Source organism: Streptomyces sp. NPDC093586, assembly GCF_044764905.1.
GTDB lineage: Bacteria > Actinomycetota > Actinomycetes > Streptomycetales > Streptomycetaceae > Streptomyces.
In genome coordinates this window covers 20,623-34,292 of the sequence record NZ_JBIWJA010000041.1, presented here as the reverse complement: position 1 = coordinate 34,292, position 13,670 = coordinate 20,623, and the positions used below count along the sequence as shown (strand labels likewise).

Annotated in this window: 11 protein-coding genes and 1 pseudogene; 9 read left to right on the top strand and 3 right to left on the bottom strand. The window is 65.7% G+C overall.

The window, feature by feature from the left end; genetic code table 11:
* Positions 1-2: 2 nt before the first annotated feature.
* Both mycP and ACIRFH_RS30515 read left to right on the top strand, forming a co-directional pair.
* The gene (gene mycP, locus ACIRFH_RS30520; protein WP_403527777.1) at positions 3-1,256 is read left to right on the top strand and encodes a type VII secretion-associated serine protease mycosin; all 1,254 of its coding nucleotides are present in this window, start codon (positions 3-5) and stop codon (positions 1,254-1,256) included.
* Between the two features lie 170 nt (positions 1,257-1,426).
* A pseudogene (locus ACIRFH_RS30515) lies at positions 1,427-1,758 on the top strand (transposase family protein); the annotation flags it as partial.
* 162 nt (positions 1,759-1,920) lie between these two features.
* Here the strand turns inward: ACIRFH_RS30515 and ACIRFH_RS30510 are convergent.
* The 3 genes from ACIRFH_RS30510 to ACIRFH_RS30500 all read right to left on the bottom strand — a co-directional run bounded on the left by ACIRFH_RS30510 (position 1,921) and on the right by ACIRFH_RS30500 (position 5,370).
* Positions 1,921-2,466 carry a hypothetical protein gene (locus tag ACIRFH_RS30510; RefSeq protein WP_403527774.1) on the bottom strand — a complete coding sequence of 182 codons (546 nt, stop codon included), beginning with the start codon at positions 2,464-2,466 and terminating at the stop codon, positions 1,921-1,923.
* A 16-nt stretch (positions 2,467-2,482) separates the two neighbouring features.
* On the bottom strand, positions 2,483-4,801 hold the full coding sequence (locus tag ACIRFH_RS30505; RefSeq protein WP_403527771.1) for a hypothetical protein: 2,319 nt from the start codon (positions 4,799-4,801) through the stop codon (positions 2,483-2,485).
* Between the two features lie 62 nt (positions 4,802-4,863).
* A complete protein-coding gene (locus ACIRFH_RS30500; protein WP_403527769.1) occupies positions 4,864-5,370 on the bottom strand; it encodes a hypothetical protein in 507 nt (168 codons plus the stop codon).
* A 591-nt stretch (positions 5,371-5,961) separates the two neighbouring features.
* On the opposite strand from ACIRFH_RS30500, the gene ACIRFH_RS30495 reads away from it, so the two are divergent.
* From ACIRFH_RS30495 to ACIRFH_RS30465, 7 genes are all read left to right on the top strand, one after another.
* A complete protein-coding gene (locus ACIRFH_RS30495) occupies positions 5,962-6,411 on the top strand; it encodes a hypothetical protein (RefSeq protein WP_403527766.1) in 450 nt (149 codons plus the stop codon).
* A complete protein-coding gene (locus ACIRFH_RS30490) occupies positions 6,408-8,210 on the top strand; it encodes a hypothetical protein (RefSeq protein WP_403527763.1) in 1,803 nt (600 codons plus the stop codon). The genes ACIRFH_RS30495 and ACIRFH_RS30490 overlap by 4 nt, the downstream gene beginning before the upstream one ends.
* Positions 8,211-8,300: 90 nt before the next feature.
* Positions 8,301-9,560, top strand: coding sequence for a S8 family serine peptidase (locus ACIRFH_RS30485; protein ID WP_403527840.1), 1,260 nt, complete (start codon positions 8,301-8,303; stop codon positions 9,558-9,560).
* A gap of 115 nt (positions 9,561-9,675) precedes the next feature.
* A complete protein-coding gene (locus tag ACIRFH_RS30480; RefSeq protein ID WP_403527760.1) occupies positions 9,676-10,020 on the top strand; it encodes a WXG100 family type VII secretion target in 345 nt (114 codons plus the stop codon).
* Between the two features lie 55 nt (positions 10,021-10,075).
* The gene (locus ACIRFH_RS30475; RefSeq protein ID WP_403527757.1) at positions 10,076-10,375 is read left to right on the top strand and encodes a WXG100 family type VII secretion target; all 300 of its coding nucleotides are present in this window, start codon (positions 10,076-10,078) and stop codon (positions 10,373-10,375) included.
* A 108-nt stretch (positions 10,376-10,483) separates the two neighbouring features.
* Positions 10,484-11,401, top strand: coding sequence for a serine/threonine protein kinase (locus ACIRFH_RS30470; protein ID WP_403527754.1), 918 nt, complete (start codon positions 10,484-10,486; stop codon positions 11,399-11,401).
* 65 nt (positions 11,402-11,466) lie between these two features.
* On the top strand, positions 11,467-13,653 hold the full coding sequence (locus ACIRFH_RS30465) for a protein kinase (RefSeq protein WP_403527751.1): 2,187 nt from the start codon (positions 11,467-11,469) through the stop codon (positions 13,651-13,653).
* Positions 13,654-13,670 lie beyond the last annotated feature (17 nt).

The window sequence follows — 13,670 nt, the reverse complement described above, 5'->3', positions numbered from 1 at the left end:
ACATGCTGCACGAAAGCCGCTTCGGCGGGATCCCCCGTACGGCGACGACCGTCCTCGCGGCGGCGCTCCTCGCGGGGACGGCGGTGTGTGCCCTCCCGGCGCCCGAGGCCAGGGCCGAGGACGGCGGACAGTGCACGTTCCCGTCGAAGAAGTACGAAGGCCGGCCGTGGTCGCTGCAACGCGTCAACCTGGACGAACTGTGGGAGCAGTCGAAGGGCGCCGGCGTCCGGGTCGCGGTGATCGACACGGGCGTCGACGTCAAGAACCCCCAACTCACCGGCGCCGTCGACGCGTCCAAGGGCAGGAACTACCTGCCCGCCAAGAACGGCAAGGGCGAGGAGATCGACCGGGGCAACGCGCAGGGCACCACCGACACCGTCGGCCACGGCACCCGCGTGGCCGGCATCATCGCCGCCCGCCCCGCCAAGGGAACCGGCTTCGTGGGCCTGGCCCCCGAGGCCACGATCATCCCCGTCAAGCAGAACGACGCGGAGGGCAACGGCACCGCCAAGACCCTCGCCTCATCGATCCGGTACGCCGTCGACGCGGGTGCCGACGTCATCAACATCTCCCAGGACACGGCCAACGCCGTCAGGCCCGCCCAGAGCCTGGAGGCCGCGGTGGACTACGCCCTGTCCCGTCAGGTCGTGGTCGTGGCCTCGGCCGGCAACGACGGCCTCGGCGGCAAGGAGCAGATCACCTACCCGGCCTCCTACGACGGCGTCCTGGCCGTGGCGTCCTCCGACCGCAACAACGAACGCGCGCCCTTCTCCCAGTCCGGCGAGTTCGTCGGCGTGGCGGCCCCCGGCGTCGACATGATCTCCACGGTCCCCGGCGGCGGCCACTGCTCGGACAACGGCACGAGCTTCTCCGCGCCGTACGTGGCGGGGGTGGCGGCCCTTCTGAAGGCCAAGTACCCCAAGTGGACGGCCGCCCAGATCGTCGCCCAGATCGAGCAGACGGCCGAACGCTCCATCCCCGGCCACGACCGCCTCGTCGGCTGGGGCGTCATCGACCCGGTCAAGGCCCTCACGGACGTCGACCCGGCCCACCCCGTGCAGTCCCCGGCCCCCGACAAGGGCGTCGTCCCGGCCGAGGCCCCCTCAGTCCCCCCGGTCCACTTCGGCGAAACGGCCCAGGAACGCAACACCCGCGTGGGCACGTACGTGGTGGTCGGCGGCCTGGTCCTGGCGGCGGGCCTGGGCGGCACGGCAGTGGCGGTGAGGGACGCGCGGCGACGGGGCGGGGGGCGGTGAGGCCTTGGCGGGCGCCTTCAGCGTGCGGTTCCGCGTGTCCGCGAGTGCGGTCACGGAGCCCTTTCAGCGTGGCCACTGACCGGGTGACGGGCCGGTGCCCACAACACACGAGGCTCCTGTGCCGACGAGAGAGATCTTCGGTGCCTCAACTCATCAGCACAGGAGCCTCATTGGTCCCCTGTCCTGCCGCACTCGACCTGCCTCACGCCCTGGTCGAGTGGGTCACCATCCTCATCGCCACCCGTGAGGGCGACCGCCGCTGCAAACTCCCGCCGCACCAGCAAGCTCTCGTCGGCCTGCCCTACCTCCGCCGACGCGACCCACTTGCGTAGACCGCCGCCGACTTCGGCATATCCGGCGGCACCGCCCACGCCTGCGCCACCGCCGTCGTCGACCACCGTCCCGTCGGGTGCCCGGACTGCTGCGGGCCCTGCGGGAGACGGATCCCGACCAGGTCCTGCTCGAGAGCACACTTGCCGAGTGCGACCGGGTCGGCGACAGCGGACGGTCGACCGAGTCCTGTCGGCAGCTCGAGCGCCGGTCGATCACCACCGTCCTTACCCTGGAACGTCAGCACTGAAAAGGATCATTCAGTAGTTCCCTCGACTTCTTCAGTACAGGACGTGATACGACGCTTCATGGCGTCGGATGCGTCTGGTGGGAATCAGCATGAGGATGACTGCTGGACTGAGGCTGTGTACTCAGTGATCAGCTTCTTCATGCTGTCCGCGTTGTGATGCTCCGAGCCGGGGAATTGGATGGCAGTGTAGAGAACCTGACCTCGGTGGTCCTTGTTGTCGCATCCCGTTGTCTTGCCGAAAGCCTGATTTTCTGAATAGGCGTACAGGCCGTCTTCCGTCTGGCGCTTCGGGGAATCCAGGGACAGGCCTCGAGAAAATTCGAGAATACCCATGCTGTCCCACCACTCCTGAGAAACCTGGGCGACCAGCTTACCGTCGACGGAAACCCCACATTTGGTGACATTTGGTGATGGGGTGGAAGATTTAGTGGTCAGTTTGTCGCCAGGAGGAAGGAACGGAGAGAAAAGCGCCGCGTTGATTTTAGTTCCGCAAATCGAATGTGGTACCGAGTAGTCTTGATCGTGCTCCTCCTCGCCGCATGCCGAAAGCGTGAGCAGCAGCACAGTTACTACGGCAGCGGGAAAGCGCTGCCGCCGTCTGGCAGTGCGTGAAAATTCCATGCCCTTCACCGGGATCTCATACTTGTTATCCGACGTTGGTTGTGCTGCCTGGGGCCTGCCCCTCCAACAGGGCCTGTGCGTTGATAAATCCTTGGCGTGCACCCCCGCGAGCCCAAGTTTCAACGTCCTGTGAATTTTTCAGGCCGTATTCCTCGGCTGCGGTCCTTGCTCCTACGCCGACATAGTTGTTGTTCTGCATGAGAGCTGCCTGCCAGCGGTCTCCCATTTCGTCGGAAGCCTCCTCCAGAGCATGGCCCTCGGCATCCTTGAAAACTTCTTCCAGTACGACGCTTGTCACAGTTCCGGCTGCGCCGCCCGCTAGTGCGCCGACCCAGGGCGTCGCGACAAATGCGGTACCGACTCCGACAGCTGTTCCGGTGACACCTGAAATGCCGTTCTTGTACTGAGCGATTGAGTGATCGTAGGATTTATCCTTCTCGTCTGCTGCCGGCCCGGCAACCTCCTCCTGTCGACCGAGCCCAAGCGTTCCGGAGATCTCCCCGGACCGTTCCGTGATGGTGCTCACCGTTGTTTCCAAGCTTTGTGAGAAGCGCTGGTCAGCGGGGAGGCTGGGATCAAGGTGATGGGCCATCAACTTAGCCATGTAAGATTGCTGGCCGACTTCTACTGCGGCATACCCTTCCTCGTTCTGCCCCACAGCGAACAGGAACTTCGTGGCGTCTGGATGATTCAGTTCTGCTTCAGTCCCTTGGACCGGGAAGAGCTTTTCGATGGCGTCCCAACTCTTTGAGTCGTCATCCCTTGGAACGTCGCTCATGGCCCGGTTGATGTCGGGTAGGTATTCCGATGCAATCTGCCCCATACTGTCGGACATGTAACTGTTGTCGGTGAGGCGTTCGGGTTTGTCTGCGATTGAGGCCACCAGGCTCTCCATCAGCTTCGCCTGTTGTGCGTTGTGGGCCGGTGTGTCGGCCGTGGGCATCTCACCTGCCGGATGACCTGTCGTCGCAGCTTCCAAGGCCAGCGCCAGGTTGTTCTGCCCAGTGTGCAGGTCATCACCTTTGGAGTTGGACTCCTGCGGCCACTCCCGTTCCTCGAAGAGATACTGGAAGTTGGAAAGAGAGACCTTCTCGTTCTTTCCTTTGCCGTCCGGGTCTCGCTCGAACGGGTTGTCCGAGTCGTCCTTCGAGACAAATTGCTGGTTGAAGAAGTCGGTGGCCGCGTCCGGGCTATTGGACAGGCCCTTCAGATAGCCCGTGAGCGGATCTGAACCGCTGTCGTCTCCGATCCGGTTCAACAGCGGATTCCCCGCTTCCAGGGTCCATGCGCGGTTGGGATACTCCCCGTTGCCGGTCAGCTTGCGCTCGGTGGCCATGAGCTTCGTGCCGTAGTCCGTAAGGAACCGGTCGTCGTAGTCACCGGTCCGCATGAGGTTGCTCATGACCTGGAAGCCCATCGGTCCGCCGTGGTTGCCGTACAGCGGCTTGTCGCCGATGTCCACCATCGTGCGCTTCCAGTCGGCCATCGCCATCGAGTCACTCTGTGTGGCGTTGGCGAGTGCCATGCCCAGACTGCGTTGCAGGTCGTCGAACTGATCGCGACGCTCGCGGTCCAAGTCCCAGTTCCCACGCTGTGGGTCAGCGACTCCGGCCCAGAACTCCAGTGTCTTCTTCGGCCCGAGCGCAGTGGCGAACCGCTCGGCGAACAGTTCGTCGCCGGCGTACTTCTTCAGCCCCGCGTTGAGCTTGTCGAAGTCCTTGACGCTCAGGTCGTCAGGGTCCTTCTTCGCGAGGGCGGCCAGCTCGTCGGCCTGCTTGAGAGCGTTGGCCGCGGTGTCCCGGTCCTGGTAACTGGCGTCGGAGAATCCCACCTTGCTCTGGTCGGCGATGGCTTGGAGAACGGCCGAGGCGGAGGTGTCGCTTTCGGTGGCGTTCTTGAGGATGCCCTGGATCTCGTCACGGAGCGCGGTGATGTCCCCCTTGTTGTCCTGGTCCATCGTGCTGCGTGCTTCCGGGGGAGCATCCGTGGTGACCGTGAAGCTGCCCTCGTACCCGATGACCTTGAGGTTTTTCTTCCGGCCGCGGTCTATGGCCTCGACGAGCTGCTTGTGGTAGCTCTTCAGTTCACCCAGCGTGTCGCTGAGGATCTTGTGGATGCTGTCGGCCTGAGCGTGGGCATCGGCGAACTCGCCAGCCGTTTTGCCGATGAACTCCTTGGAAACCTTGGCGTTCACCCCCACCCAGTCGGCCTTGTTGGCGCCCTTGTGCAGGTTGTCCTCGGCATCCTTCTTCAGCTCTTCGAGGTTTTTGACAAGTGTCGACCAGTCCTTGACGGCGTCGTCGAGCAGCTTGAAGTTGGCATCGCGGAGAGTGTCGAGTTCCATGGATCACGTCCTTGCGGGAAGCGGGCAGCGAGTCGGAGCAGCCGTCGTGACAGGGCGGATCCTTACTTGTCCTTCTTCTTGCTCGGCTCTCCGTAGATCGGGTTCTTCTCGCCAGGCGCACCGCCCCGCTCGTCGAAGCCGGCGTCCAGCGTGGCAATACTGCTCATCTGCCGCTGGATGTAGCCCTCGTCCCCGTCGTGCACCTTCTTGGTGACCCGCATGTGGTTCGAGATGTGGGCGCACGCGTCCAACAGGGACTTCAACTGCTCGTCCCAACGGGTCGACACGTGTGCGAGTCCCGCGCCCAGTGCGAAACCCTGCTTGGACAGGTCGGCGGCCGCGGACTCACTGCTGGGCACGGAGACCCGGGCCTTCTTCCACAACTGGTCGTAGAGCTCGAACGCGGCAGTACCGATCTTGGTGAGGCCGTCATTCGCGACCTTGAGATCCCCGTACTGAACAGGCTTCGAAGGACCGCCGCCGTCCACCTGGTTCAGCTGCATGTGCACAGACCCCTGTTGGCGTCGCAGCGTGTCGGCCTTGAGCTGTTCCCACTCGTTCCATGCCATGGGCAGCAACCCTCCCCGTGGGCAGGATTGCCTGCGGCCTGTGCCGACCGGTAGGCGCCCTGCGGTGTCCGGACTCCGCCACAAGTTAGCAACTGATAACGGAAGGGCAACCGGCTGCGTCCGGCGTGAGGTGATTGCGGAGGTGAAGCTTTCGGAGAGAAACGTCGCTCGGCGGAGGGCGGAGCAGGCCTCATGCGCGATACGGCGGTCGCGTGCTCGCAACGCACCCCGGCGGGGGACCTCGGGCAACACTGCGCGAGTGCACTACTTCGAGTGACGACGGTCCGCGCTCGAGCGTCCGACGCAGTGACGCACCGTTCACGTTTTAACCACATGACTGCAGACGTGGTGCGCCTCAGCTGTTGCCGATCTGCCTCGGTGCGAGTATGGCCCGACACTGACCAGCAGATCGGTCAAAGTGTCATGTCCGGGGTGCATTTGTAACTGGGCTAGCACACATCACGGTTGGCCCTGTCGTACCGGGTGACTACAGTGGTGATCGCGCAACGCGTGCGACTCGCTTTGCGATCGCGGGGGCGAGTGGCCGGTCGGCCACAGTGATGAAGCTACGGGGAACGGGGAGGGAGCGACGTGCTTCCAGTGGACATGGTGGGGGGCGTGTCGGCAGCCAGGGCGGCGAATCTGGAGGTCACCGGCGAGGCGCTGAGCACGTTCGTGAAGAGGGTGGACGCGGTCCTGACCAACCTCGAGGGATCGCCCGGCAACCCGACTCGAGTCGGCGCCCAGACGATCAAGCCGACATCGCTGGCGACGGACCCGGCCGCCTTCCCCGAGGCGCATGCCCTGTACCTGCAGTACAACCAGGTGCACGAGAAGCTCACCTCTCTGTCCAAGACCCTGCACCTCCAGATCGAGGCGATCGGCATCGCCGTCCGGGGTGCGCACGTGGGCTTCGACAACCTTGAAGAGGAGCAGCGGCGCCGCTTCTATGCGATCCAGATGCAGATCAAGGACCTGCAGGGCGCGGGAGACGGCAAGCAGCGCATTGAGGGCGACAAGACCACCGGAGGCCTGCGGTGACCGACAAGAAGCACGAGCAGGATCTGGAGCGGGTCTCCGCGCAGAATACGTTCACGGACTTCACGCGGCATGCCGAGCACCCGGGTAAAGGTGGCGGCTTCCTCCGTCAAGCGATCGACAGCATGGTGCGTGAGGCGGCGAAGAAGGGGCCGTACGTAAACGCGGTACACGGTCGCACCCACTTCGAAGAGCACTCCCTGAACGCCATGATCGACCTGGTGGAACAGACCAACCCGGAGGACCTCGAGTCTTCCGGCAAGGCCCTGTGGGACGCGCGGGACGCTATCGCGGAGGCCGCCAAGGAGTTGGACGGCCACATCGAGAACGTCCACTGGGTCGGTGAGTCGGGCGAGGCCTTTCGTAAGTGGGGGCGCTCGCTGGTCACCAGCACGTATGGGCTGAGCGACTTCGCCGGCGGGGCGGGGGACCAGATCACGGCTGCTGCCGTGGGCCTGGCGGCAGTACGCAAGGCCATGCCGCCCCGCGACACGAGGCCGCCCGGTAAGGAGGACGTGCGTCCCAAGGCTATTCCGATGCCCATGCAGGTCGAGGGCAACGCCGAGTACGCCGAAGCGGTGCGCGTGGAGAAGAACCGGCAAGAGGCGATCAACCAGATGAATCGGTTGTCGTCCTACTATGCGGTGGCCAACCTGCAACTCCAGGAGCTGCCGCTCCCCGAGTTCAAGACCATGCCGGACGTGGGCGTCCCGAAGCCCTCACCCAGCTTCGGTGACAACATCTACGTTGGGGAGGGCGGTGCGTCGGCGGCACACCAGTCGAGTGTGAGGACGGTCGGCCTTGGTCACCAACCGCCGATCGTCACAGAGGGCCGCGCCGAGACGGGCGGCTCAGCTGACGTACCACTGCGTCCGACTGACACGGCGCGGCCCCCTGTGGAGCCTGGCATCGCCGTCGGAACAACTATCGACAGCATCGGGACCTTGCCTTCCGTAACGCCCATTGCCCATGGGGAGATTGCTCCGGCCGTCGGTGTTCCTGGTGGGAGTAACAGTACGAACAACGGGCCCAGTAATCCCTATGGGCCGATCAATAACCTGCTCCCGAAGAAGGGTACGAGCGGGCCAGGTGGTCTCAGGGGCCCAATCACCGCAAACGGGCGAGCCGGTACGACCGGCATGACCAACGGAGGGCCGGGACGCACAGGCAATGGTCCCCTCAGCCAGATGGGTCGTACGGCGGCGACCGGCCAGCCGATCGCCAAGGGCGCCTCTCCAGGAGCGAAGTCCCTGCCCATGGGCCCGGGAGTCACCGGTGGTACAGCGAAGCCGGCTGGAACGTTCGCTTCAAAGTCACAGGGTGGCAGGGCGACTGGTGCAGGCCATGCGAATGGCGTGGTCGGGGGACGGCCCGTGACCGGAGCAGCAACACCAGCGAAGAACGGGCCAAAGGTTCCTCGAGGCACGGTGATCGGTGCTGAGGCTGCATCCGGCTCCCGGTCAGCCGAGCGGCGTCCTGGGCAGAGCGGTGTCTTTGGCGGACCGACCTCCGCCGGGAAGGCGGGTTCCGCTACCGGGAACAGGACTCGAGTCGGCCCGACCACGTCCAAGTCCATCACTGGCAGTCCCACCGCACGCAATTCCGCAGCCAATGCCGAGCGGAACGGTATGACTCGTGGAGGCGCCGGCCTCGTGCGTGGGCCGGGCGGCCGCGCAAAGTCGGGCGACAAGGACGCGGGCAGCGACAAGGAAGGGACGCCGCGAGCTACCCATGTCACCGAAGACGAAGAGACCCACCTGCCCGATCAGCAACGGCGCGGCGTGCCGCCGGTCGTCAACTAAGTGCTAGCGAGGACTCACAACGTCATGAAGCCAGGGACCAGCCGACTGGCCGAGCGGAAAGGCATCCACGGGAGCCACTGCAAGCGACGCGTGCGTGCCGTTAGCGCGGTGGCTGGCGCCTTGGCGGCTGCGAGCGTGGGATTCGCTCCGCATGCTATGGCGTCCGACGTTCAGCCGGAACAGTGGTATCTGCAGCCGATGCAGGCAGAGCAGATGTGGAAAGACAGTACGGGCAAGGGCGTCAAGGTAGCTGTCATCGACACGGGAGTGAATCCCCATACCGATGCGCTTGAGGGGCAGGTTTTGGTGGACGATGTCCCTAAAGCTGTCGCGTACGGTGCTTCCGACGACTACACAGGTCACGGCACGAGCATGGCGGAGCTCATCGCAGGCACGGGCGCCAATGGCAGTGTGCAGGGTCTCGCGCCTGGCGCGAAGATCGTTCCGTACCGCATTCATCTGAATGGCCTGACGGGGGCCGAGGACAAGAAGAAGACTGCCCTACCTGCCGAGGCGATCAGAGCCGCGGCTGATACTGATGCGAAGATCATCAGCATGTCTTTCAGCCTCCCCTACCTCGATCTGGACGTGGAGGAAGCGGTCACCTACGCCGCTTCGAAAGGCAAGATGCTGATCGCTGGCGTTGGAAACGACGGCACTACCGGCGAGAACAACATTGGCTACCCGGCTGCGGCTCCGTATGTACTGGGTATCTCGTCGATGGACAAAGACAACAACATCTCGGAGTTCTCCTCGCACGGAAACTACGTCGACCTCGTAGCACCAGGTGAGGGCATGCCTGGCTACTGCCGACCCAGCTTCGAGTCGTACTGCCATGGCCTGAAGGGAACCAGCGCCTCCACGGCCATCGCCTCGGCCTCCGCCGCCCTCATCTGGTCCGCCCACCCCGACTGGACGGCGAACCAAGTCACCCGGGCACTCATCGACACCGCAAGCCGCCACTGGCCGAAGGACGACCCGACCCAGTACGCCGGTTACGGCACCGTTCGCCCCTACAAAGTGCTCGAGAACCCGAACTTCGACGCCGGCCCCGCCTACTCCGATCCCCTCGCCAAGTGGAACAAGGAGAAGGGGAAGAAGTTGGTCACGGAGATCCCGCCTGCTTCCGCGGCTTCCCCCTCCGCAACAGGCTCGTCACAAGCACCGGGAGACTCTTCAGGTACCGACAAGGCCGCAGCAGGATCAAAGGCGGACAAGACGGAGAACGTGGCAGCCGAGTCCTCGAATGACGACAACAGCACGCTGTGGATCGCCCTCGGCGCTGCCGCCGCCGTCGTCGTGATCGGAGGCGGAGCCTTCGTCGTCCTGCGATCGCGTCGCTCCGCGTGACGTCGGCCGCCCGGGCCCTGAGCCGCTAGGGCAGGACATGGAGAACGTGCTCATCGCCGCAGGGCATTGAGCCGCACAGTTGGACCCCGAAACGAAAAGGGAGGGCAGGCGGAACATGGCCGTCGACCAGAAGCTCGAAGATGCAGCGGTAATCAAGCTGCAGAAGGACATGTACGAGAAGTTCGACAGCATCCGCGCGCGGGTGCACAGCCTGCAGGGTGTCATCGACAGCCTCGAGGGCCAGTGGCAGGGCATCGGCCGTGCCGCGTTCGACACCAAGCAGTACGAGATCAACACGTCGCTGAAGAACATGGGCGGCATCCTCGCTGAGGTCATCGAGGCGATGACCGCGACGCGCAACATCAAGGACACCAAGGAAGACGAAGTCCGCGCGGCCGTGAACAAGATCAACGTCAAGGACGGTGCCCCCACGGTGTCGCCGTTCAGCTCGATGTCATAACGAGATCCAAGGCGCGGACAACCAGCACAGGCGGAAAGGGATGAGGTAGGCGGATATGGGCACTAATGCGGACGGCCTGCAGGTAACTTACGACGGGCTCGACATCGCGGCGACGAACATCGCCAACCAGGCGAAGCAGCTCGACGAGGACATCCAGCAGCTCCGGAAGATGGTGGAGGCCAGCAAGCAGTACTGGGTGGGCAAGGCCCAGGACACCTTCAAGGAGAAGCTGGACCGCTGGGACGCGGAGTCCAGGGACATCCACCAGGCTCTGATGGGCATCGGCCACGTCGTGGGTCAGTCGGGTGGTACCTACATGGAAGGTGACCTGGCCGCGTCCAGGTACCTGCAGTAGTCACCGGCGGCCGAGGCCGCGGCAGTAACGAGGGTGGGCGTGCACGGGAGACGCCCACCCTGCTGCTGTGTGCCACCTGACACAACGACGGACAATGCGAGGACACACATGACGGGGGCTGAGAGCGGCGCACGGGCGCCCCGTTGCCCCTACACGCCTCTCACTCGGCTCGACGCGCGCGGTCTCGTCGCGGGCACCTCCGCCTCCTGCCCCGTTCCGATGACGCGCTTCATCGCACGCAGCGCCGACGGCGAACGCACCGTCTTCCTCAGCAAGCCCCTGGAGGCCGTCCAGCCGGCGGCGTTTCTCGCCGAGGCCGAATTCTCTCGCTACCTCCTGGGTCCCTGGATCCTGCCGGTCGTCGAGGTGGCCGCTCCCGGAACCGCGGCATGGGCCGCCCACGCCTACGTGCCCGCTCTTCCTCTTCCTGCAGTGCTGGCCCTCCATGGTGGTCCCCTCCCCGAGCGCACCGTCAGGGCCCTCGCCGTTGCCCTGGCCGAGACCCTCGCCGTGCTGCACGGACAGAACGTCACGCACGCGGGAGTGTCCCCCTCGGCGGTACTGATCGCCGCCGACGGTCCCCGGCTCTCCTGCTTTGGCGCGGTGCGCGCCGCAGCGCAGGACGGTGTTCCCCGACACGACGCACCGGGACTGGACACTGGGAGTCTGCCGCCCGAACAGGCGGCGGGCGGTCGGCCCCGCCCGTTGGGCGACGTCTACGCGCTCGGCGCGACACTGGCCTACGCGGCCACCGGGTACACGGCGCCCGAGCTGGACGAACTGCCGCCCTTCCTACGGTCACTCATCGGCCGGAGCCTGTCCAAGGACCCGGCACGCCGCCCGTCGATCGCCGAGATGATCCGTGTGCTGGCCGACGACCCCGCACTACCGAGCCCTACGGGGTTCGGCCCCGTCACGCGTGCCGAGGCCTTCCTCGGTCCTGGCTGGCTGCCCCCTCGGGTCATAGCCGCCATCGCCCACCAGTCGGCGTCCGTCCTGGCCGCAGAAGTGGCGGCGGCGACATAGAGCCACGAGCCGTCCGAACCTGCACGACTGCCCGGTGTTCCGCACGACTTCGATGACGAGAAACCATGCCGACCCCCCTCACCCACGACGACCCCATCGCCCTCGGCCCTTACCGGCTCATCGCCCGGCTGGGCAGCGGAGGCATGGGCACGGTGTACGTGGCGCGCTCGGGCGGCGGGCGCACCGTGGCACTCAAGACGATGCACGCGGCCATCGCCGCGGACCCGGCCGCCCGCACCCGTTTCCGGCTGGAGGTCGATGCCGCCCGGGTCATCGGCGACCGGTTCGGCGCGCGGGTGGTGGACGCGGATCCGCTCGCGGAGACGCCTTGGATGGCCACAGAGTACGTGCTGGGACCGTCGCTCGACGAGGCAGTCGGGATCGCCGGACCGCTGCCCGAGGTCTCTGTGCGGGCGCTGGGTGCCGCGCTGTGCGGTGCGCTCGGCCAGTTGCACCGTAGCGACGTGGTCCATCGCGACCTCAAACCGTCCAACATCCTCGTCGCCGGGTACGGCCCCAAGCTCATCGACTTCGGCATCGCGAGGGCCATCGACGACGATCGCCTGACGCGCGCCGGTGCGGCCGTGGGCACACCGGCGTTCATGTCGCCGGAACAGGCCACGGGGCAGGACCACGAAGCGGCCGGTGACGTGTTCGCGCTCGCTGGAGTGCTGGTGTTCGCAGCGACAGGCCGCGCCCCGTTCGGCTACGGGCAGGCCGCGGATCTCCTGTATCGGGTCCGGTACGCGGAAGCCGACCTCGACGGAGTGCCGGCTTCGCTGGCGCAGGTGCTTACCCCGTGCCTGTCCAAGAATCCGCAGGAGCGTCCCCGCACCGAAGACTTGGCGGCTCGACTCCACGACGGGTCGGGCGAGTTCGCCGACCACCTGCCGGACGTGCTGCTCGCGGACATCGGCCGGCGTGCGGCCGACGTGTGGCAGCCGATGCCGCAGCGCGCGGCTCCGCCGGCGGTCCCGGACACGTACGAGGCGGCTTCCGGAGAAGCACGGCGTGCACCGTCCCGTCGTCGGTTCCTGATGTGGGGCGGAGCCGTGGCAGCGAGCGGCGCGGCCGTGGCCGGAGGGGTGTGGTGGGGGAGCAGGGACACCGACGGGCGTCAGGGCGCGATCGCCGCCGTGCCGACGCGCAACCTCGACCCGTTGTGGCAGTACGAGAGATCGAACCTGATGAAGCGCGAGTGGGGTCTGATTATCCCCCACTCGGCCAACGGTCACATCTACCTCACCATGCATGCCCAGACCGTGCGTATCAACTCCTCCACCGGTCAGCGGCAGGAGACGATGGTGGGGGACTGGGGGGACTGGTGGCAGGTGTCTGCCGTGGAGGACACCCTCTATCGACTCTCGAGCGACTTCGAGCACATAGTCGGGCAGAGGAATCCGGTCGAGGTCGCCACCTTTGACGAAGAGCAGCAATACATCAAACCCACCGGGACCTACTTCGCGGACACCAACTACGATCTACGCGGCCATCAACTCCTCAGCGTCACCGGGACCACCGCGTACGTGGTGCTGGGGCAAGGGCCCTCGAACTACAACGGGTCCTTCCTCGCCTCGCAGACCTGGACACTCCGCGCCGCGGACCTCTCCACCGGCCGGACCCTGTGGAAACAGCCCCTGCCGAAGAGGCCGGACAAGAGCACCCGCCTGTACATCCTCTCCGCGGCGGTCGTCGGCACACGCCTCGTGACGTTCCAGGAGGCGGACGACAAGAAGGCGCGCCTCGTCGTCCGTGACACCCGTACCGGAGCCGTCCTCTGGGACAAGCCCCACGACGTCGAGGACCCCGAGCCCCTGCGCAGTCCGATCGCTGTCGACCAGGAGCGTGTCTACGTCGGAGGCACGGGGCTCAGGGCGCTCCGGCTGAGCGACGGGGCGCAGGCGTGGGCGAGCGGGCAGGGGCGTCGGTACAGCCCGCCGACCGTGAAGGAGAGCGTGGTGTACGCCGTCGCCGAAGAAGGCGGGATCGAAGCGGTGGACGCCGTCCGAGGCAAAACACTCTGGACCGAGAAGACGGACCAGGCACAAGGCGCGTACACCGCCTGGCGTCCCCTGATTGGCGACCAGCGGGCGTACTACCGCAACGGCGTCCACCTGCGGGCCGTGGGCCTGTCGTCCCACACCACGGAGCGCACCTACAAGACGAGCGGCGAGCAGTTCCACGTAGACGCGCGCCTGGGGCTGATCCTCGCCGTGGACGCCGATCACCTGACCGCCTACCGGCTCCTCTAGCCGGCCACACCCCCACG